The sequence below is a fragment of the Methylovirgula sp. genome, assembly GCF_037200945.1.
In the GTDB taxonomy this organism is placed as follows: domain Bacteria; phylum Pseudomonadota; class Alphaproteobacteria; order Rhizobiales; family Beijerinckiaceae; genus Methylovirgula.
Genome location: NZ_JBBCGP010000001.1, coordinates 3,577,358 through 3,597,645 on the forward strand (window position 1 = coordinate 3,577,358; position 20,288 = coordinate 3,597,645).

Annotated in this window: 19 protein-coding genes; 10 read left to right on the forward strand and 9 right to left on the reverse strand. The window is 59.9% G+C overall.

The window, feature by feature from the left end; genetic code table 11:
* Positions 1-163 precede the first annotated feature (163 nt).
* Positions 164-781: a 30S ribosomal protein S4 gene (gene rpsD, locus WDN02_RS17475; protein WP_337294696.1), complete on the reverse strand. Its 618-nt coding sequence runs from the start codon at positions 779-781 to the stop codon at positions 164-166.
* Between the two features lie 285 nt (positions 782-1,066).
* Positions 1,067-2,908, reverse strand: a complete 1,842-nt coding sequence (locus WDN02_RS17480) for a 2Fe-2S iron-sulfur cluster-binding protein (RefSeq protein ID WP_337294697.1) — start codon at positions 2,906-2,908, stop codon at positions 1,067-1,069.
* Positions 2,909-3,247: 339 nt separating this feature from the next.
* Between WDN02_RS17480 and WDN02_RS17485 the strand changes: the two genes are divergently transcribed.
* From WDN02_RS17485 to WDN02_RS17495, 3 genes are all read left to right on the forward strand, one after another.
* Positions 3,248-4,408, forward strand: coding sequence for an NAD-dependent formate dehydrogenase (locus tag WDN02_RS17485; protein WP_337294698.1), 1,161 nt, complete (start codon positions 3,248-3,250; stop codon positions 4,406-4,408).
* A 159-nt stretch (positions 4,409-4,567) separates the two neighbouring features.
* Entirely contained in the window at positions 4,568-5,569 is a 1,002-nt protein-coding gene (locus WDN02_RS17490; protein WP_337294699.1) for an alpha/beta hydrolase, read from the forward strand.
* 45 nt (positions 5,570-5,614) lie between these two features.
* Entirely contained in the window at positions 5,615-7,099 is a 1,485-nt protein-coding gene (locus tag WDN02_RS17495) for a multicopper oxidase family protein (protein WP_337294700.1), read from the forward strand.
* Positions 7,100-7,126: 27 nt separating this feature from the next.
* On the opposite strand, the gene WDN02_RS17500 is transcribed toward WDN02_RS17495, so the two are convergent.
* From WDN02_RS17500 to WDN02_RS17510, 3 genes are all read right to left on the reverse strand, one after another.
* Entirely contained in the window at positions 7,127-8,134 is a 1,008-nt protein-coding gene (locus tag WDN02_RS17500) for an NAD(P)H-quinone oxidoreductase (RefSeq protein WP_337294980.1), read from the reverse strand.
* Positions 8,135-8,291: 157 nt separating this feature from the next.
* On the reverse strand, positions 8,292-9,392 hold the full coding sequence (locus WDN02_RS17505) for an IS5 family transposase (protein ID WP_337291696.1): 1,101 nt from the start codon (positions 9,390-9,392) through the stop codon (positions 8,292-8,294).
* A gap of 788 nt (positions 9,393-10,180) precedes the next feature.
* Positions 10,181-10,504, reverse strand: a complete 324-nt coding sequence (locus tag WDN02_RS17510) for a hypothetical protein (RefSeq protein ID WP_337294701.1) — start codon at positions 10,502-10,504, stop codon at positions 10,181-10,183.
* 260 nt (positions 10,505-10,764) lie between these two features.
* On the opposite strand from WDN02_RS17510, the gene WDN02_RS17515 reads away from it, so the two are divergent.
* Complete coding sequence (locus tag WDN02_RS17515) at positions 10,765-11,016, forward strand: hypothetical protein (RefSeq protein ID WP_337294702.1); 252 nt, start codon at positions 10,765-10,767, stop codon at positions 11,014-11,016.
* Positions 11,017-11,179: 163 nt separating this feature from the next.
* On the opposite strand, the gene WDN02_RS17520 is transcribed toward WDN02_RS17515, so the two are convergent.
* Entirely contained in the window at positions 11,180-11,617 is a 438-nt protein-coding gene (locus WDN02_RS17520) for a hypothetical protein (protein ID WP_337294703.1), read from the reverse strand.
* A 76-nt stretch (positions 11,618-11,693) separates the two neighbouring features.
* On the opposite strand from WDN02_RS17520, the gene WDN02_RS17525 reads away from it, so the two are divergent.
* The gene (locus tag WDN02_RS17525) at positions 11,694-11,822 is read left to right on the forward strand and encodes a hypothetical protein (protein WP_337294704.1); all 129 of its coding nucleotides are present in this window, start codon (positions 11,694-11,696) and stop codon (positions 11,820-11,822) included.
* Between the two features lie 31 nt (positions 11,823-11,853).
* The gene (gene mobA, locus WDN02_RS17530; protein WP_337294705.1) at positions 11,854-12,480 is read left to right on the forward strand and encodes a molybdenum cofactor guanylyltransferase MobA; all 627 of its coding nucleotides are present in this window, start codon (positions 11,854-11,856) and stop codon (positions 12,478-12,480) included.
* Here the strand turns inward: mobA and WDN02_RS17535 are convergent.
* The gene (locus WDN02_RS17535; protein ID WP_337294981.1) at positions 12,477-12,707 is read right to left on the reverse strand and encodes a sulfurtransferase TusA family protein; all 231 of its coding nucleotides are present in this window, start codon (positions 12,705-12,707) and stop codon (positions 12,477-12,479) included. The two genes, mobA and WDN02_RS17535, sit on opposite strands and share 4 nt — an antisense overlap.
* Positions 12,708-12,751: 44 nt before the next feature.
* Here WDN02_RS17535 and WDN02_RS17540 point away from each other — a divergent pair, with 44 nt between their 5' ends.
* Both WDN02_RS17540 and mobB read left to right on the forward strand, forming a co-directional pair.
* Positions 12,752-13,525 carry a class I SAM-dependent methyltransferase gene (locus tag WDN02_RS17540; protein WP_337294706.1) on the forward strand — a complete coding sequence of 258 codons (774 nt, stop codon included), beginning with the start codon at positions 12,752-12,754 and terminating at the stop codon, positions 13,523-13,525.
* On the forward strand, positions 13,525-14,031 hold the full coding sequence (gene mobB, locus WDN02_RS17545; protein WP_337294707.1) for a molybdopterin-guanine dinucleotide biosynthesis protein B: 507 nt from the start codon (positions 13,525-13,527) through the stop codon (positions 14,029-14,031). The genes WDN02_RS17540 and mobB overlap by 1 nt, the downstream gene beginning before the upstream one ends.
* On the opposite strand, the gene WDN02_RS17550 is transcribed toward mobB, so the two are convergent.
* Complete coding sequence (locus WDN02_RS17550) at positions 14,032-14,886, reverse strand: LysR substrate-binding domain-containing protein (protein WP_337294708.1); 855 nt, start codon at positions 14,884-14,886, stop codon at positions 14,032-14,034.
* Positions 14,887-15,036: 150 nt separating this feature from the next.
* Between WDN02_RS17550 and WDN02_RS17555 the strand changes: the two genes are divergently transcribed.
* Complete coding sequence (locus WDN02_RS17555) at positions 15,037-16,248, forward strand: cupin domain-containing protein (RefSeq protein ID WP_337294709.1); 1,212 nt, start codon at positions 15,037-15,039, stop codon at positions 16,246-16,248.
* A gap of 209 nt (positions 16,249-16,457) precedes the next feature.
* A complete protein-coding gene (locus WDN02_RS17560; RefSeq protein ID WP_337294710.1) occupies positions 16,458-18,098 on the forward strand; it encodes an OFA family MFS transporter in 1,641 nt (546 codons plus the stop codon).
* Here the strand turns inward: WDN02_RS17560 and WDN02_RS17565 are convergent.
* The gene (locus WDN02_RS17565) at positions 18,095-20,197 is read right to left on the reverse strand and encodes a P-loop NTPase fold protein (RefSeq protein WP_337294711.1); all 2,103 of its coding nucleotides are present in this window, start codon (positions 20,195-20,197) and stop codon (positions 18,095-18,097) included. The two genes, WDN02_RS17560 and WDN02_RS17565, sit on opposite strands and share 4 nt — an antisense overlap.
* Positions 20,198-20,288 lie beyond the last annotated feature (91 nt).

Consider the following 20,288-nt stretch of genomic DNA (forward strand, 5'->3'; position numbering starts at 1 on the left):
AAGCCGTCGCGCTGCCAATCAAGGCTGGCAAATAGCAGTCGTCGCGAAAGCTCTCGGATGTATCGCCCTGCGCTGTGCCGATTTTCGTTCGCCTGCATAGGTCGCCAGCCGAACAAAAAAAGGCCGCCCAGAGGCGGCCTTTCGTTTGCGCATATGCAGTTGCTTAGCGCGAATAGAATTCGATGACGAGGTTCGGTTCCATCACCACCGGATAGGGCACTTCGCGCGGCAGCGGAATGCGCGTCATCTTGGCGTTGAATTTGCCGTGGTCGACCTCGAAATAATCCGGCACGTCGCGTTCGGCGAGGCTGATCGCTTCGAGCACCAGCGTGAGCTGGCGCGAGGTTTCCTTCAGCTCGATGACATCGCCGATCTTCACCTGATACGACGCGATGTTAACGCGCTTGCCGTTCACCTTGATGTGGCCGTGATTGACGAACTGGCGCGCGGCGAACACGGTCGGCACGAACTTCGCGCGGTAGATCACCGCGTCGAGACGGCGCTCCAACAGGCCGATCATATTGTCACCCGAATCGCCCTTCATGCGGATCGCTTCGGCATAATATTTGCGGAATTGCCGCTCGGAAATATTGCCGTAATAGCCCTTCAGCTTTTGCTTGGCCTTAAGCTGCGTGCCGAAGTCGGAGAGCTTGCCCTTGCGGCGCTGGCCGTGCTGGCCGGGGCCGTATTCGCGGCGATTGACGGGGCTCTTGGGGCGACCCCAAATGTTTTGCCCCATGCGGCGGTCAATTTTATACTTGGCTTCTGCGCGTTTGGTCATCGCGTCCTCGAAATTGCAAGCGAGAACGCGCGCGCCGACGCCAGAGCGTCTCGCCACATCGCGTCCCCGCCAATGAAATAAGCTTGCCTTTACAAAGACATGCTGGCGGAGGTCCGCGCCCTCCTCTGCGGGGAAACCTTGCTCTGCAAGGAAACCTCGCCGACAGGCCCTCTTTCAGAGCTAAGCTCAAAGAGCGCCACGGGTGCGCATGGCGAAAATCGCCATGAAAGAAGGCGCCCCGAAGAGCGCCTGCTGGGGACCGTGTAAGAAGAAGCCGCCGCCAAGTCAAGCGTCCAGGGAGACGGTGCCGGCTGGATGGCTCTGACAGCTTAGCACCAAACCGGCCATTTTCTGCACTGGCGTGAGCACGAAATCGCAGTCGGTCGTGACCTCACCATCGATGACCTTAACCTTGCAGCGCCCGCAAACACCGGCGCGGCAGCCATAATCGAGCGAAACGCCGGCCGCAAGCGCCGCATCCAGCAGCGTCGCGCGCGACGATATCACGATCGCCGTCTCCGACCGGGCAAACCTGATTTCGCAGTCGATGGCATCTTGGCCTGGCGAAGCTGGTCTGCCGCCGAACGCTTCGACCTCTATCCGCGATGTGTCGACGCCAAGATGATGCAACATCTGCTGGACCGAGGTGGCCATCGCCGCCGGACCGCAGATATGCACCGTGCGCCGTGCGATATCCGGGACGATATCGCGAATGAACTTTTCTGAGAGCCGCCCCCGCGCGCCGCGCCAATTCTTGTCGGGCACCGTCACCGTCACATGTACTCCCAGCGCGGGAAAAGTACGCTGGAGCGTTTCAAGTTCGTCGCGGAAGATGATGTCGTCAGGCGTTTTCACCGAATAGATGAGATCGATGCGACCCTTCCAGTTCTGGCTTACGAGATAGCGTATTTTCGACATGAGCGGCGTGATGCCGACACCGCCCGCGATCAAAACGACCTCGTCAGCCTTTTCGTGGTCGAAGGTGAAACGTCCCAAAGGACCGGCAACCGAAAGGCGTGAACCGGCGGCCAGAAGATCATGCAATTGGCTCGACGCGGCGCCTTCCCGTTTTACAGTGATCTCACAGAAGCCAGTGTCAGACGGAGACGACGCAATCGTATAGCAGCGCTGCAAAACATCCGCGCCCTGGTCGAGCGTGATCGTCAGGAACTGACTTGGTAGAAAGCGAAACGGAATCGCTGCTTCGCTCGGATGCCGCAGCCGGAAGGTTTTGACCGTCGTGGTTTCGTTGCGCACCGCGTCGACGATGAGGTCGCCGGCCCAAAAATCCGAGATGGCGGGAATTCGCTCGCCTGCGCTATCGGCCGGCATGTCGAGGATTTCGACCCGATCGCCGACGTGCAAGATCTTGCCACCCTGATCGCCATGGGTTCGCGTATTGATCGCGACGCGGTAGAAATGGTTGAATCTTTCGCGCGTTGACCACGCGGGCAAAGTGCGGGCGCGCAATTCCGTGAAGCGGCGCACGAATGTGTCGTCGGATTCGCCGGTCAAGGGATCGCGGGGCGGCACGACGCAACGCTGACAAGGGTTGATACCCTCAAAAATCACATCGCCAATGCAAAATTTGACCGTCGTCCCCGGCGCGCCGAAGAGTCGGTCCTCCCAGAACGGCGGCACGCCATCGATTTCAATATTGGTTCGGAAGCGCCGCCGCACGTCGTCAATCTTCAAGCCGAACCAGCGGCCGATTTCCGCCAATGTCGCCACGCTGATGATCGTCGGTCCGGGCGACTCCGTATCATCCGGGAAGCCGATTTCGCAATTCTTCCGGAACACGACCGGGAAACCGAAATAAGCATGCAGCCAGTCTTCGAGTTTATCGACATCGCCGATAGAAAACCGCTCGCTGCCCAGGCCGCGCTCGTTCTCATGATCGAGCGTGACGGCTCGCGTCTCCATATCGATGTCGGAGCGCAGACGTTGGACCGCCGCATGTCGCTTGCCGTTGACGAATTTGCCGTTCGCCTCGAACAGCGCCCAGGTCCGGTCATGTTCCAGCGCGCCACTCGACAAAATACGCGCTTGCCGGAGCTCGACGGGATCGAGCGACTTGATCGGAAACGTCAGTATTCGAGAGAGGAACGGCTCGCGTTTCGACATCATCGATGATTGGTGGCCCCCTGCTAAACGACCACGATGCCTGGCCCCTGCGAACGGCCAGTTCTTATTTGCTTTGGGGGGCCAGAGGAGTTTTCCGGATCGTCTTGCGACTGTCATTCCTGAGTCCGAAACTTCGGGCTGCATTTGACGAGATGATTACGGGAACGCGCCCTTGCGACGGCGCGTTTAGACGCAAATCGTTCCGCGGTTTGCTGGCGCCGTTCAATAGAAATTAGCTATAGACGTACCCAACAATCAATTGGCAATTCGCCGCAAATGGCGCCAGTTTCCCCGAGCTATATCTGAAACGATATAGCTCCTTAATCAATCAGGGAGAGAAACATGGCGAAGATTATTTGCGTTCTCTATGACGATCCGGTTGACGGTTACCCAAAGACCTACGCCCGTGACACGATCCCGGTCATCAAATCCTATCCCGATGGCCAGACGACACCGACGCCTTCAGCGATCGACTTCAAACCGGGTGAATTGCTCGGCAGCGTGTCCGGCGCTCTCGGCCTGAAAAAATGGGCCAAGGACAACGGCCACGAATTGATCGTGACCTCTGACAAGGAAGGCGAGAATTCAACGCTCGACAAAGAGCTTCACGACGCAGATGTCGTGATCTCGCAGCCTTTCTGGCCGGCCTATATGACGGCCGAGCGCATCGCCAAGGCGAAGAACCTCAAGATCATCATCACGGCCGGCATCGGTTCGGACCATACCGACCTCGAAGCCGCCAACAAGCACAAGATCACTGTCGCCGAAGTCACCTATTGTAACAGCATCAGCGTCGCTGAGCATGTGGTGATGATGATCCTTGGTCTCGTGCGCAACTACATCCCGTCGCATGATTGGGTACGTAAAGGCGGCTGGAACATCGCCGATTGCGTCGAGCGTGCCTACGATCTCGAAGGCTTGAATGTCGGCACAGTTGCGGCCGGTCGCATCGGCACCGCCGTGTTGCGCCGGCTGAAGCCCTTTGACGTCAAACTGCACTACACCGACCGGCATCGTCTGCCGGCCGAGGTCGAAAAAGAGCTTGGCCTGACATTCCACGAAAACCGCGAAGATCTGTTCAAGGTCTGCGATGTCATCACGCTGAACACACCGCTGCATCCTGAAACCGAGCATATGATCAATGATCGCACGCTGGCGCTGATGAAGCGCGGCACCTACCTCGTGAACACCGCCCGCGGCAAACTCGCCGATCGTGATGCCATCGTGCGCGCGCTCGAAAGTGGCCAGCTCGCAGGTTATGCCGGCGACGTCTGGTATCCGCAGCCGGCGCCGAAGGATCATCCGTGGCGGACCATGCCGCATGAAGGCATGACCCCCCATACCTCCGGCACGACGCTTTCAGCGCAGGCCCGCTATGCCGCCGGCACGCGCGAAATCCTCGAGAACTTCTTCGCCGGCAAACCGATCCGCGACGAATATCTGATCGTCCAAGGCGGCCATCTCGCCGGTGTGGGCGCGCACTCGTATAGCGTCGCCAAGTAATATGACGGACCGGCGCGTTCCTGAGCGCGCTGGTCCGTCCGAAATTGCTTGCACTTTTCGGTCCGGCGCGACGCGCCGGGCCTACCTCGCGTGAATGTGACGTGATATTTTCCGGGCGCAGCCTATTCCCGAGCCGACTTGCGGCTGGAGGGCCCGGCGATGCGACGCAGCCTGATTTTGGTGTTTGCCGCGGCGCTCGCGCTTTTTGCGCCGGCACGTTCCAGCGCTGACGATATCACGCCGCTCGGCATCGGCCTTGAAGACATCGACTATCCCTACCCCGTCCATTTTCTCGATCTAACGATTGAGGGCCAACGCCTGCGTATGGCCTATATGGACGTGTCAGCCGCGCACCCGAATGGCCAATCGCTCGTGCTCTTGCACGGCAAGAATTTCGACGGCGAATATTGGGCGCAAGCGATCCGCGTGCTCACCGATCACGGCTATCGCGTCATCGTCCCGGACCAGATCGGGTTCGGCAAATCCTCGAAGCCGGATATCGATTATCATTTCGATCTACTGGCCGCGAACACGAAGGCCCTGCTCGATCATCTCGGCATCGCCCACGCCACGATCGTCGGTCATTCGTTCGGCGGCATGCTCGCGGTCTATTTCGCCCGCGATTATCCGCAGACCACCACGCGGCTCGTGCTCGAAAACCCGATCGGCCTTGAAGATTATCGCAGCGCCATTGAGCCGCCGACACTCGACTCGCTGTTCAACGCCGAAATGGCGCAAACGGCCGCGTCCTATCGTACCTTCATGCATGCCTTCTTCGTCGGCTGGCCTCCGGAGGCGGAGCACAGCGTCGATGTGTTCGCCCGCGTTCTGCACAGCGGCGAATATCCGCGCTGGGCAAAGGCATCGGCGCTCACGTCGCAGATGATCTTTAACGAGCCGATAAGACAGGAATATCCGCTTCTGAAAATGCCGGTCCTGCTTGTCATCGGCCAAGGTGATCGCTCGGTCTTCTTCCGCCGCTATGCCAAGCCGCAGGAGATCGCGACTCTCGGCCATTGGCCAGAACTCGGACGCAAAGCGGCAAAAGACATCCCCAACGCGCAGCTCGTGGAAATCCAGGGCTCCGGCCATGTGCCGCATCTCGAACAGGCCGACGAATTCAATGCGGCTTTGATAAAGTTTCTCGGCGCGAGATATTAAGCTGCCAATTGCAGGTGGCCTCGCAATGATGAAGGCAGGATAGCCATGAGCACGATCCTCTCCCGACGCGACTTTGTGGGCGTCGCTCTCGCGACAAGCCTATTGCCCGTCCTGCCTGCCGCAGCGGTGACGCCGGCTAATTCGAAGCGCCTTGTCGCTGGAACGCGTGTGATCGAGGTGAACGGCCGGGCCGCCAAAGTCTTCGGGCTTATCGGTCCCGACGGACGCCCGGGCCTTCGCCTGGCCCCCGGTGAACGATTTCAGGTGCAACTCGTGAATGATGCCGGGACACCGACGATCGTTCACTGGCATGGGCAGCTTCCGCCCTGGAAGCAAGACGGCTTTCCCTGGCCGCAGACCCCATCCATCGGAAGCGGCGCTGCGCAAGCTTACGATTATGCGCCTATTCCCGGCACGTACTGGATGCATTCGCACCACGAGATGCAGGAACAAAATTTGATGACCGCGCCGCTGATCGTTCACGACGCCGCGGCGCTGCGCGAGGACAGGCAGGACGTCGTTCTCATGTTGCACGATTTCACCTTCCGGACACCGGAAGAGGTGCTCGCCGAACTCACAAGTGCGCCGGATGACGAGACCCATAGCCAAACGCCGAAATCGCCGATGTCTGGCATGGCCCATATGTCGGGAATGGCTGACATGCCCGGGATGGCCAATATGCCGGGCATGGCCATGCACGGATCGGGTAACATGCAGATGGATCTCAATGACGTCCGCTACGACGCCTTTCTCGCCAACGATCGAACCCTTGCCGATCCGGAAGTCATTCGCGTCGAACGCAGCGGCCGCATCCGGCTGCGAGTCATCAACGGCGCGTCCTCAAGTCAGTTCTGGATCGATCTTGGCGGGCTCACCGGCCACGTTGTCGCGACAGACGGCCATTCTGTGCTTCCAATCGCGGGCAGCCGCTTTCCAATCGCGCTGGCGCAGCGGCTTGATATTCTGATCGATCTGCCGAGCGTTGGGGTGTTTCCAATTCTCGCCCGGCTGGAAGGCACCCGTCAGCAGACCGGACTCGTCCTCGCGACGGCCGGCGCACCTGTTCTGCGGATCGCGGAAAACGGCCACGACACGCCGCCCGTCGATAATTCGCTGGAAGCTCGTTTGAATGCGGCGACCCCGCTCCCGCCGCGCGCCGCGGATATGGTCCAGACGATCAATCTCGGCGGCGACATGAGGCCCTATACATGGGCCTTGAACGACGAATATTGGCCGAAGATTACACCGCTCATGCTGCGCAAGGGACAGCGCGTCGAGATCGATCTCGTTAACCGCACGATGATGGCGCATCCGATGCATTTGCACGGCCATGCGTTCCATGTGGTCGCTATCGATGGACAGACAATTCGAGGCGCCGTGCGTGATACCGTTCTAGTGCCAGCGATGGGCCACGTCCGGATCGCATTCGACGCCGACAATCCGGGGCGATGGGCATTCCACTGCCACAACCTCTATCACATGATGACCGGCATGATGACGGAGTTCAGATATGAGGGAATCGCCGCCTGACGATCCGTTCTCGCGACTCGCGGGTGATTATTCCCCCGTCTCCAGGACGATCTTGCCCAGATGGCGCGAACTTTCCATCAGCTCATGCGCGGCGCGCGCATCTTCCAGCGGAAAGGTCGCCTGGACGACCGGCAAAGCCTTGCCACGGTCGAGCGATGGCCAGATTTTATCATGGAGTGCGCGGGCGACCTCGGCCTTCTGCTCGATGCTGCGGGCGCGCATCGTCGAGCCGGTGATGGTCAGCCGCTTCAGCATCAGCGGCATGAAGTCGAAACTTTCGACCCGGCTTCCCTGAAGAAAGGCGATTTGCACCAGCCGCCCTTCGAGGCCAAGGAGCGACAGGTTTTTCTGAATATACGCGCCGCCAACCGTATCCAGAATGACATCGACGCCACGCTTGGTGGTCAACGCCTTTACCTCCGCAACGAAATCATGCGTCTTGTAATCGATTGCATGGTCGGCGCCAAGCGTCCGACAGAAGGCACATTTTTCAACCGTGCCTGCCGTCGCAATGACGTGCGAGCCGAAGAGTTTGGCAAGCTGAATGGCCGTCGTGCCGATGCCGCCGGAGCCACCGTGAACGAGAATGGTTTCGCCCGGCTTCAGCCGTCCGCGTGTAAAAACGTTGTCGAAGACGGTGAAATAAGTCTCAGGAATTGCTGCTGCTTCGGTTAGATTCAGGCCTCGCGGCACCGGCAGGCAAAGCCGTCCGTCGGCGACGGCATATTCGGCATAGCCGCCTGAGCCGACGAGCGCGCAAACATTCTCGCCGAGGCGCGATTTCGCGACCCCCTCGCCGACCGCCACGATGCGACCTGCGACTTCCAGCCCCGGCACATCACTCTCGCCGGGCGGTGGTGGATAATGGCCCTGACGCTGGAAGCAATCCGGCTTGTTGACCCCTGCTGCCACAACCTCGATCAAGACTTTCCCCGGCCCCGGCGCGGGCACGGACACCTCCCGCACGCGGATGACATCCGGGCCGCCGGCTCCGTCGAAGGCGATTTCGCGCATGAGCTTTGGAAGGGCCAAGATGAACTCCTGTAATTCGAGCTAAGCGCTTCTCTAGCAGGCTGCTGAAAAATTGCGGTGCTTCAGGCGCGGAGAGAGTTGCTGCTGACTTTCCGAGAATGGCTTTGTCGATGATGACGGTCGGCGGATGTGGCTGTGATGAGCGACGCCTTAGGTGGCATCATGGTGTCATCTCCTCAATCAATTTCGGTAGTCTGACGAGGTTGTAGGCTGCGGCGGCGAAGGCGAAGGCGAAGGCCCAGCCCACGCGATCGACGCCGCGAAACTTCGTCTTGCGCTGCCCGGCGATGGTCTTCATCCAACCAAAGGCCTCCTCGATCCGTTTACGAATGCGCTGGCTCGCCGAATAGGCCTGATGGCGCGTTGTTCGCCGGTCGATGGTTGAACGCCGGCCGCTGATATTTTGCGCGATGTGCGGACGCACATTCATGGTTCGCAGTTCATTGACGAAATCGGCCGCGTCATAACCCTTGTCGGCGCCGAGCGTGATGGCTTTTGGCCGATCGGCGCGCGGCTCGATCATGGCCAGCGCCGCGATGCGTTCGCCATGGCCGTTGGCGGGCGTGAGACAGGCATCGACGATGAGGCCGCAACGGTTCTCCATCAAGGCGTGGCCGAGGAAAGCGAGTTTTGCTTCCATGCCCGGCCCCTTGCGATAAAGTCGGGCCTCGGGGTCAGTGGTCGAGGCATGTGTCTCGTTCGAGCGCTTCTCACCCTTGAAATCCGCCTCGGCGTTGCGGCCAGGACCTGACGGCGGCTGATCCCCTGAATCGTCCTTCGGCTTGAAGCTTTTCATCGAGGCCCAAGCCTCGATCAGCGTGCCATCGACGGAGAAATGATCCGACGAGATCAGCCTTTTGACGCGCGGCTGGGCCAGCACGGCGGCGAGGAACTTCGCGGCGATCGCCCCATCGAGCAGACGATCGCGGTTCTTGGAAAACACCGTCGCATCCCACACCGGATCGTCGATGGTGAGCCCGACAAACCAACGAAACAGCAAGTCAGTATCGAGCCGCTCCATCAACTGGCGTTCCGAGCGAACTGAATAGAAAGCCTGCAACAGCATCGCCCGCAGCAGCCGTTCCGGCGGGATCGACGGACGGCCGACCTTCGAATAGAGCGCCGCGAAATCCGCCGCCAGGGCTCCGAGCGCCTCGTTGGCGATCGCGCGGATCACTCGCAACGGATGATCACGGCGCACCCGCGCCTCCAGATCAACATAACTGAAAAGCTGTCCCGAACCTTCGTCACTGCCGCGCATGCTGCTGTCTCCCAACGAAATGGAATCACGATCAGCCCCGCAAAGGAAGAGGGTTTTTCAGCAGCCTGTTAGGGGCCAGCCGAGACGGCTGGCCCCAGCTTCGCTATCCTAGAAGCTGCCAAGCAAAACTAGGAAGCGATAAATGAAACCGAGTCCGAGCCTTTTCGAGGGAGCCGCTTTAGCGTCCTTATTACTTCATCAACAATTACTAAGCCTGCTTATATCAAGACAATTATTCAGTCGGGATGAGATTTTGGAACATCTCGACTCGACACTATTAGCCGCCGAGGAACTTCACTCAGACCTTGAGGCCGCGAGCAAGAATGGCGCTGAAAAATTATCTGCGTCCGCTGTACGAGCTCATCTAGAATCTTTGCGTATAACGCTCGAAATTCGGCATCCCCTAAAGGATGATCGTCTTTAGCGTCGTTCATAATGACAAGCGCCTCCAGCGCGTGTATAGAGAAACACGCGCGGCGCAGCGCATTTGGAAATTTAGATCGGCTCGGACGGCCATCCGGGCCGATTTTTATTTTACTGCGTAGGCTCCCAAGTATCAACGTGTCGGCTTCTGCACTCGTACCACACGTTCATATTATTGGGGTCTATAAAAAATCGCCCATCTGTCGGCATAAGAACGACGCCTGTCATGCGCTTCGCGAAGCGTTGGCATTCCATCAAGCTATTAAACGTCATGGCCGGCATAATACCTGCGAAGGTCACGCGTGCCTGGCCTTGCATCTGACAAGTCCCGAGCGTCTGAACGCAGAGAAACAGCGCATAGATAGTCATTGGTGCGTCTTATCGGCGAGATTAAACAGGGCCGTCATGAATTGCGGGGCGAGATCACCCATGCTCTTCGAATCGATGTCCTGATCCGTGAAGCCGAGGTTGTAGAGGCCGGTTCGATCTGTGCCGCCGTATTTGGCATTGCAGAGAGCGGGTAGAACTTTGGCTGGCACAACGACGCCGCCAAACGCTTGCGCGAAGGCTTTGAAGCTCGAAACCGTCATGCCGTATGGCGGTACAGCGCAGCGCGAATCATTCGCCCGTGCGGAAACAGCCGCCTGACAAAAGGTCAGAACGGCAACAACTATGATGGTTGGACGCATCTGCGCTCTCCCTGTGTTGAGCGCCTACGTCTCCGGCTGGCGCCGGGACGGGTGATTGCGCGTGAACACAGGGCTCGCACGCCCCACGTATTCCCCCGTGAGGAGTATTGTATTTCGTGAGCCGCCCGACATAGCGGGTAGCCCTGTGTTTCGCGCAAAGGCGCGCCGCGAGACCGCAATCACTCGGTCTTGGCAGCGGGGACGATTATCCCTGAAATGGATAGAATAGGAAAGGCCTGAAACGGACCTAGGAGAGCTTTATGAGCGATGATCTGGAAACCGCGCTGCTTCCGAGCAAGGTTCTTTTTGAGTTATGCAACGCGCTGATTTTTCATCTTTTTGAGACGGGTAAAATCGATCCCGATAGGATCGCAATGCTCCTAGAAGACCGGCAAAAGCAGCATGAAGCGGCCGATCCGGGCGTTGCGTTGATAATGCAGCCTTCAATCGACTGGCTGAAGGGCTTGCGGAGTGGCGGCGCAACGATGCCAGCGCCTCCGCGTTTGCATTAAGATAAAAATCGCCGCTCGATTTGATAAAATCGGTCATCTCTCGAACGACCTCGTCTTTCTTTTTCATAAGACAATAATCCCCATCTCGTGTAGCCTTTAGGCTCACGATGAGCGGTCATCGTCATGCGATTGAGCGGGGTGGTGGCCCCGTCGATCAACCCCATTATAGCTGAGGGTTGGGCAATTTCCACACGCTCATCCCGTTCCGCTTCCCGATTACGGCAAGCTCGCCTCTTAGCCAACGGGTTCTCAGCGTGCTGGTGATATTCCGCGTCATGGATAGGACCAAGACGGAATCCTTCGCGTCGAAGCCCTTCGCGACCATGATGTAGAGCGCGAGTTGCCGCGTGGTGAGTTCGGCTGTTTCTGCGAGCGCCTTTTGGCAGAGCTTCCATTTCTCGCCGCGCACGAATAGCCGAAAGGTGTCGGCATAGACCGGAAGCTGGCGGGGATCGTCTCCGGCTTCAAAGACTCGAATCACGGCATTGATTGAGGCGAGATCGGCGCGGGCTTGTTCCAGTTGCGTCTCGTAATGCGAGATTGACGCGACGATCTGCTGGCGTTTCAATTGGAGCGTGGTGACGGTGCGGATTTCAGCCATGCCCCGAATCTAAGCGGATCGGCTGGTTTTGGCTTGTGGCAGATGCTACCTAATACCGCGATATACCTGGATCAAGTTGCAGGAGAGCGCCGTCTACGACATCTCGGCGCGCTGGTCCGTTGAGGGCGGGTTTTTCGAGACGATCACCGGTAGCAATGCCGGCCGCGAACTCGGGCCGACCGCCGCACTTTGGTACCGTTTTTGACCGGCGCGCCATAGCCGCGTAAATCCGCAAAATGGCTGAACGCTCATCAACCGGCGCTATTGTTCTGGCCGGCGGCCGCGGCACACGTATGGGCGGCGTCGATAAGGCATCACAGATGCTCGGCGCGACGCCGCTCATTGCGCATGTGCTTGCGGCGCTCAAAACACAGTGCGCCGAGATGGTCATCAACGCCAATGGCGATGCGGCGCGTTTTGCGGCATTAGGCGTGCCCGTTGTACCGGACGATGTTCCGGACTTTGCGGGACCTCTGGCTGGCATTCTCGCCGGGCTCGATTATCTGGTGGCGCACCATCCAGACCTCACTTACGCGGTGAGTGCCGCAACCGATACGCCGTTTCTGCCTGTCGATCTTGTTGAGAAGCTCGACGCGGCCCGGCTTTCAGCGAAAGCCGAGATTGCGGTGGCCCGTTCCAATAATATCGTCCATCCGACCTTCGCGCTCTGGCCGATCGATCTGCGCGCCGATCTGCGCGAAGCGCTTATCGATGAAGATTTGCGTCGGGTCACGACGTTCTTCAGCCGCTACCGCTGCGCCTATGCGGACTGGAGCGCCGAACCTTTCGACCCTTTCTTCAACGTCAACACGCCCGCCGACTTGCGTATTGCCGAACGGATATTGGCAGGCCGCAAGACCTAACGCCGCAAGATGTGAAAGATAAATACTTCGCCGTCCATGCGGCTTTGTTCCAGAACATCGCCCGTTTCATGAATGAGATGCGGGATGTCGATGCGGGAAAGTGGATCGGTCGCGGAAACGACGAGGCTCGCGCCGGAATTGAGCCGCGCCAGCGCCTTGCGTGTCCGCAACACCGGCAACGGGCATTTCAGCCCTCGCAAATCCAGTTCTTTGACGCGCTCGGCCATGCGATGCATATAGACAGATCGACGCTAACCACACGAGATGGAGAATGACGATGGCCAAAGGCCATGCCACGCTGGTGACCAATCAATTCGGCAGCCGCGCCGACGCTTATGTCGAAAGCAGCGTCCACGCGCAAGGCGCCGATCTCGATCAGGCAGCCGTCCTTCTGGAAGGCGCCGGCGACACACGGGTGCTCGATCTCGGCTGCGGTGGCGGTCATGTTGCGTTTCGCGCCGCGCCGCTCGTGCGCGACGTCGTGGCGTACGATCTCTCGACCGACATGCTTGCAGCTGTCGCGCGCACGGCAGCGCAACGCGGCCTTACGAATATCGCGACACGCCAAGGCAGCGCGGAAGCCCTGCCCTTCGATGAGGCGGACTTTGATTTCGTTTTGAGCCGCTACAGCGCGCATCATTGGCACGGTTTCCACCGCGCGCTCGTCGAAGCGCATCGCGTGTTGCGGCCGGGCGGGCGGGCGCTTTTCATGGACGCGATCTCGCCCGGCATCGCACTGCTCGACACCTATCTCCAGACGGTCGAACTGCTTCGCGATCCCTCTCATGTACGCGATTATTCAGCGGCCGAATGGGTGAACGCCCTTGCCGGTGCCGGCTTCGCGGTGAAGAGCGTCACGACGCGTCGGCTGCGTCTCGATTTTAAAACCTGGATCGCGCGCATGGCGACGCCGGACGCGCAGGCAGCGGCGATCCGCGCGTTACAAACACAGATGTCCGAAGATATCGCCCAACATTTTGCGATCGAATCCGATGGCAGTTTCACTATCGATACCGCTTCGTTCGAAGTCTCGCGGGACGCCTGATGCGCATTGTTGGTTTTGCGGGCTGGAGCGGTGCCGGCAAGACGACCTTGATCGTCAAGCTCATCCCGGCGCTTCTCGCGCGCGGTCTCAGCGTCTCCACGGTCAAGCACGCGCATCACAATTTCGATGTCGATAAGCCGGGCAAGGATTCCTACGAACATCGCGCGGCGGGCGCAACGGAGGTTCTCGTCGCCTCTGATCAGCGCTTTGCGCTGATGCACGAATTGCGTGGCGCGCCGCAGCCATCTCTTACAGACCTGCTCAGCAAGCTTTCGCCGGTCGATCTCGTTCTCGTTGAAGGCTTCAAACGCGATACACACATGAAACTCGAAGTGTATCGCGCCGCCAATGGCAAGCCAGCGCTCCACCCCGAAGATCCCAACATCAGGGCGCTGGTGAGCGATCTTCCGCCCAGCGACGTGCCGCCGCATCTGGCGCACGCGCACATCGACGATATCGAGGGCGTCGCGTCACTTGTTTTGCAGTTGGCTGCACCTCGACCGTGACTACGCCGTTTCGAGATTGGCGCGAGCGCGGATTGCTGCGCTGAGCGCGGCGACGGCGCGCCCCGGCGAACGGCGCGCTTTCATGAGAACAAATTCGACCGGCCCTAAATCCGGCAGACCTTGTCGCGGCTCAAGCTCTGCGAGCCCTTCCGGAATGAGCCGGCGCGAATGCGCCATGAGGCCGAGCCCTGCCCGTGCCGCCGTCGTAAGGCCGTTAAGGCTGCTGCTGGTACAGGCGATCCGCCATGGGACGCCCGCATGTTCGAGCGCGGCGAGCGCCGCCGAGCGCGTGATCGCGGGCGGCCGATAGAGCACGAGCGGCACCGGCCCCTCCGGCCGCGGCCAATCCTTCTTCGCTGCGACCCAAACGAGCCGATCACGCCAAACGAGATCGCCGCGCTCGTCACCTGCCCAGCGTTTGCAAAGGACGATATCGAGTTCGCCGCCGTCGAGGCGATTCATCAGCACGGCGCTCAACGCAACCGTGAACTCGAATTCGACGAGAGGATGTTGTGCAACGAAGCCCTCAAGCACTTCCGGCAACCATGCGGGCACGAGATCTTCCGACGCGCCGAAACGCAAACGGCCGCGTTGTTCCGTGCCGGCGAAATAATCCGCCGCGCGTGCATTCGTCTCCAGGATGTTGCGCGCAAATTCGACAAGCGCTTCGCCTTCCGATGTCATCGCGACTGAATGTGTGTCGCGCACGAACAAACGATGTCCGATGCATTTTTCGAGCTTTTGCACGTGCTCGCTCACCGTCGATTGGCGTAGATTGAGGCGGCGGCTCGCTTCCGAAAAGCTGTTGCCTTCCGCAATGATCAAGAATGTTTGAAGCAAAACCGGATCGAGCATCTGCCTATCGGAGGTCGCGATAACACTGAGCGGTTTCTACGGCGTTCCGCACGGTGAAGGCAATCGTCATAGTGGTCGAGATAAATAAAAGTCCGCCGCGAACCTCGCCGTTTGCAACGATGACGTTTGCGCGGAAACAAGGAGGAAACGATGACATTCCTTTCACGCCGGAAACTGCTTTCAACTGGCGCCGTTGCCGGGGGCATGCTGGTCGCTACGAGCCAGACGTACGCGGGCACATACGACAATGTTGGCGACGCATCACAAACGCCGGGGCCGCACGATCCGCGCGAGGAAGCCCTAAACCCCGACGAATTGAATCCGCCGCCGACCGATCACGGCAATCTCGGCACACTCAAATATTCGTTCTCGGAAGCGCATAACCGCCACACCGATGCAGGCTGGGCGCGCGAAGTCACGGTGCGGAATTTTCCGATTTCGAAGGCGATGGCAGGCGTTGATATGCGCCTGCCGAAAGGTGCCGTGCGCGAACTTCATTGGCATAAGCCAGCCGAATGGGCGTTCATGACTTATGGCAGCGCGCGAATCACTGGCGTCGATGCGCAGGCGCGCAAATTCGTGAACGATGTGAAGGCAGGCGATCTCTGGTTTTTCCCGGGTGGCATTCCGCATTCGATTCAGGGGCTCGGCCCGGACGGCTGCGAATTCGTGCTCGTCTTCAACGATGGCAATTTCTCCGAAGACAGCACATTCCTGCTCAGCGACTGGATGCGTCATACGCCGCCGGAAGTTCTCACCAAAAATCTCAATGTGCCAGCGAGCGCCTTTGCCAATCTTCCGAAAAAGGATTTGTGGATTTTCAACGCGCCGCTGCCCGGCTCGCTCGGCGCCGATCTGGCCCAAAGCAGCCAGCCGTTTGTCCCCGATTCCTATTCGTTCCCGCTCATGGATCAGCCGCCGATAAGAACCAAAAGCGGCACAGTACGCATTGCCGACAAGAACAATTTCAAAGCCTCGGACGTCATGTCGGCAGCACTCGTCGAAATCGAGCCCGGCGGTCTGCGCGAGTTGCATTGGCATCCGACATCGGACGAATGGCAATATTACATCCAAGGCACGGCGCGCATGACCGTCTTCGCCGGTGAAGGCCGCGCCAACACGGTGGATTTCGCCGCAAGCGACGTCGGTTATGTGCCGCGCGCAATGGGCCATTACATCGAGAATACCGGCAAGGATACGTTGCGCTTTCTGGAGGTTTTCGCCGTCGGCCAATATGCCGATATTTCGCTGACCTCGTGGATCGCGAATTCGCCGAACGAACTCGTCGCTTCACATTTGAACATTGACGAGAACATTGTGCGCGGCTTGCCACGTACAAAAACGCCAGTCGTCCCCGCGTAGAACTCAACGCTGCCGTGGAAGCGAAAGCCGAAACGGCAGCGTTTTTTTTTGCGCTGCAAACTGACCGATGGCTGAAGATGTGAGGACAATTATTCCTTGCCCGGCACAAGCAATTGTGCAGTTTAATTATCCGTCAAAATGCACCGAAAATGGTGCCGAAGAGGACGCGGTCGGTACACCGGCCGCTTCTTATGGAATGAGGAACGCCCATGAGCACTTTGGTTTCTTCCGCACCCTCCGCGGGTGGCGGGCTTCTCGATCGTTCGCGCACCATTGCCGGGCCGCGGTTCAACCGCTGGCTCGTACCCCCGGCGGCACTCGCGATTCATCTCTGTATCGGTATGGCTTACGGTTTCTCGGTATTCTGGCTGCCGATGACGAAGCTGCTGCCGGCCGCCAACGCCGCCGCTTGCAAGGGCCAGGGCTTCTTTGCCCAGCTTGGGACGACAAGCTGCAATTGGACTGTTCCTAATGTAACGAATGTCTTTGAAATCTTCATCGCGATGCTCGGCATTTCGGCCGCGATCTGGGGTGGGTGGCTTGAACATGCCGGCCCGCGGAAGGCGGGCTTTTACGCTGCCATCTGCTGGGGCGGCGGCCTTGTGCTGTTGGGCCTCGCGGTAACGACACATCAGCTTTGGCTCATTTATCTTGTCGCAGTTTTCTGCGGAATCGGTCAGGGCCTCGGTTACATCACGCCGGTTTCGACGCTGATCAAGTGGTTCCCGGACCGGCGTGGCATGGCAACCGGCTTCGCCATCATGGGATATGGCGGCGGTGCGATGATCGGCGCACCGCTTGCGGTCTGGCTCATGGGCAAGTTCGGCGCCAATGGGATTCCCGGCGTTTCACAGGCGCTGATCGCGATGGGCATCATCTATTTCATCGCGATGAGCATCGGCGCTCTCAGCTTCCGCGTCACGCCGTCCGGTTGGCTCCCGGCGGGATGGACACCGCCTGCGGCGGGCACGACCAAAAGATTCATCAGTCATAACAGCGTGCATCTCAGCCAAGCTTGGAAGACACCGCAATTCTGGTTCATCTGGGGTGTGCTTTTCTGCAACGTGACGGCCGGCATCGCGGTGATCTCGGTCGCGAGCCCGATGTTCCAGGACATTTTTGGCGCCAAACTCGTTGGTGTCGAGTCTGCCGTGACGTTGACGGCCGCGCAAAAGGCGTCGATCGCGGCCGCCGCCGCAGGTCTCGTCGGCCTCATCAGCCTGTTCAACTCGCTTGGCCGCCTCTTTTGGGCGTCGCTTTCTGACAAGATAAGCCGCAAGACGACTTATTTCGTGCTCTTCATCTTGGGGATCGCGCTTTACTGCCTGCTGCCGACGTGGGGTCATCTCGGACTCGCCGCGGCATTCGTCGCCTCCGTCTGCATCATCCTCACCATGTATGGGGGCGGCTTCGCGACGCTTCCTGCCTATCTCGCCGATATTTTTGGCCCGCAGATGGTGGGCGCTATCCACGGCCGGCTCATCACGGCTTGGTCGGTGGCGGGCGTCACTGGGCCGTTCATCATCACTTCCCTCCGGCAATTCGGGATCGACCACGGCGTCCCCCACGCGCAGCTCTACGATATGACGCTCTATGTCATGGCAGGATTGCTGTTCGTGGGCTTCATCTGCAATGCCCTCGTGCGCCCGGTCGATTCAAAACATTGGATGACGGATGAGGAATCGGCGCGCGAGAAGGCGCATCTTCACGAAGATAAAGTCGCGGCCGATGCTGCGACCGCAGCACGCGGCCAGTTCGGCGTCGCTGGCATCATCGCCTGGGCTGCGGTCGGCATCCCATTCCTGATCGGGCTTTACATCGCGCTGTCTAAAGCGGCCGCGCTGATCTAGGCGTCCGCTTTCAACGAAAAGGCCCGCGCGATCGCCGCTGTGCGACGCGCGGCGCCGACGGTCACGAGACTGTCGAGCGACTGCGCTGTGTCGAGCCCCTGTGTCAGGCGGACACTCCCGCCTGACAGATCAAGCGGCGCATTGTCATCCCGCCAGGCAAGGGCGCGCCGCAGGACACCGATTTCATCCGGTGTGCCGCCGCTGAAGAGCGCGAGAAATAGCGCAAGCGAGCCTTTGTTATTTCCGGCCTGTCCGCGCGCGACGCGATAGAGGTTGACGAACCGCTTGACCGCGCGGGGCGTGTCACCCGCAAGCGGTGCGAGCCCTGCAAGGAGCGTGGATTCTTCCGCCGACACCGACCAATCATGCATGGGTGAGAGCAGCGCCTTCGCGGCCGGCTCCGCCGACCCGCTCCGCGCAATCAGATGCCCGACGAAGCTCGAATAATCGCGTTTGGCAGTAACAGCATCGAGACAGAAGGGAATTTGAATCCATTTATCGAACAGAGCGGCGTCGTCCGTCAGGCGCGCCGGGTCCGCAGCGATGATCGTCACGAATCCATTGTGTGCAAAAGCGCGATGCGCCGCCTCGAGCAACGCGCGGGCCTGCGGCGGCGGCACGGAATCAACATTGTCGAGCGCCACGAGAATACGGTCCGGCACCGAAAGCGCGCCCGTCGGTGTGCCGGCGCCAGCCTTTTGCGCACCCACGAGATAGGCCGCAAGCGAGCCGAAAAAACTTTCGGCCTGCGGTTTCGCGCCCCGGTCCGCAAACGGCGACGGCTCGCTCTGCAGCGCCCCCCGCGCGGCATTGCCAGCCCGCCGATCGGCTTCCGCCGCGGCGCGCGCAGCGAGATCGACATCGGCTTCCAGCCCATCCACGCGCCGCGTCTGATGCGCAAAAAGCTGATCGAGCGCCTGTCGCCGGGTCGCAACATCGTTTCCGAGCAGGCTGACACCGCGGAACAAAGGATTGAGAAACATCACGCCGCGGGCGATGTTGACGGCCAGAGCAACTGCCGCGCCGATATAGGCGAGTTTCGCAGCGAAGCTCAGCCAGCCCATATGCGCGCCGAGCCAATGCCCCAACGGGACGAAACCCTTGCTGCCCGTCGCCAAAGAATTGAGCCAGGCGTCGTGCTGCGCGACAGCGTCGTCGAGGCCGACGCCGATAAGCAAAAGAACGATCGCCGTGACGAGCAGCTTGCCTTGCCCCGCGAAGGCCCAGAAGGCACGCAAGGCCGCCCCCACACGTCCCATCGGACCGCCGGCATCGGCAAGATCGCGCACCATGGATTTGTAATTGGCGATTGGATCGCCAGTAATGCCGAAACTCGCCAGCCGGCTCTCGATCCTGCCGCGATTGGTGCGTGCATAGGTATCGACCTGCGAGCCGGCAGATTCGAAAAGCACGGTCTCGGTCAGCCGCCCGCGACGATTTTCGATCTCGTGCAGCGATTGGCGCTCTGAATCGAGCCGCCGGCGTGCATCGTCAAGCCGTTGGGCCGCCTCGCGAGCGACCACATGCGGATCGCGCGCAGCATGTGCCGCCTCGCGCACGAATTCCGGATAGGAGGTGCCGAGCTTGTCATAGACCGCTGCCGCCAGCGCGACGCTCGGCTCGCCATCGAGCGTAGCGGCATCGATTTTCACAATATTGACCCGCCGGACCATCGTGTCGTTCGACGCGGCACTCAAAGCCTCGATGTCGGCAAGCAGTGTCGCGAGCGCGAAGCTCTTGCCGGACCCCGGACCACCAAGAAGGCCGATCGCGAGCGGCGTCTCCGCATCGCGATGTGCGGCGAGCTCCGCAAGGGGGCGCAGCGCGCCCGTCTGCCCCAAAGCATCGCTTCCCAGCGGGATATCGGCCGCGAAGATGCTTGGACGCGGCTTTTGCGCGGCACTGGAGGCGGCAGGTGCGCCGGGCGTCACAATTGTTCCCGGACGGCTCGGCATCGGCGGAAGGCTTGGTGCGATCGGTTCGGCGCGAGCGGCATTTTTATTGAGATCGCGCGTATCGACATCGGTCACGTTGCCGTTCCTTTCGAGCACATCCATATAGGGTTTGTCGGCAGGCCATTGGGCCTCAAGGGCGGCCAAGTCACCATTTGATTGTGACGGCGACAAGACCGCTCTGTCATCAAAAATCGAGATTGTTTACACAATGCCGATGCCGCTGGACCCGGCGCCC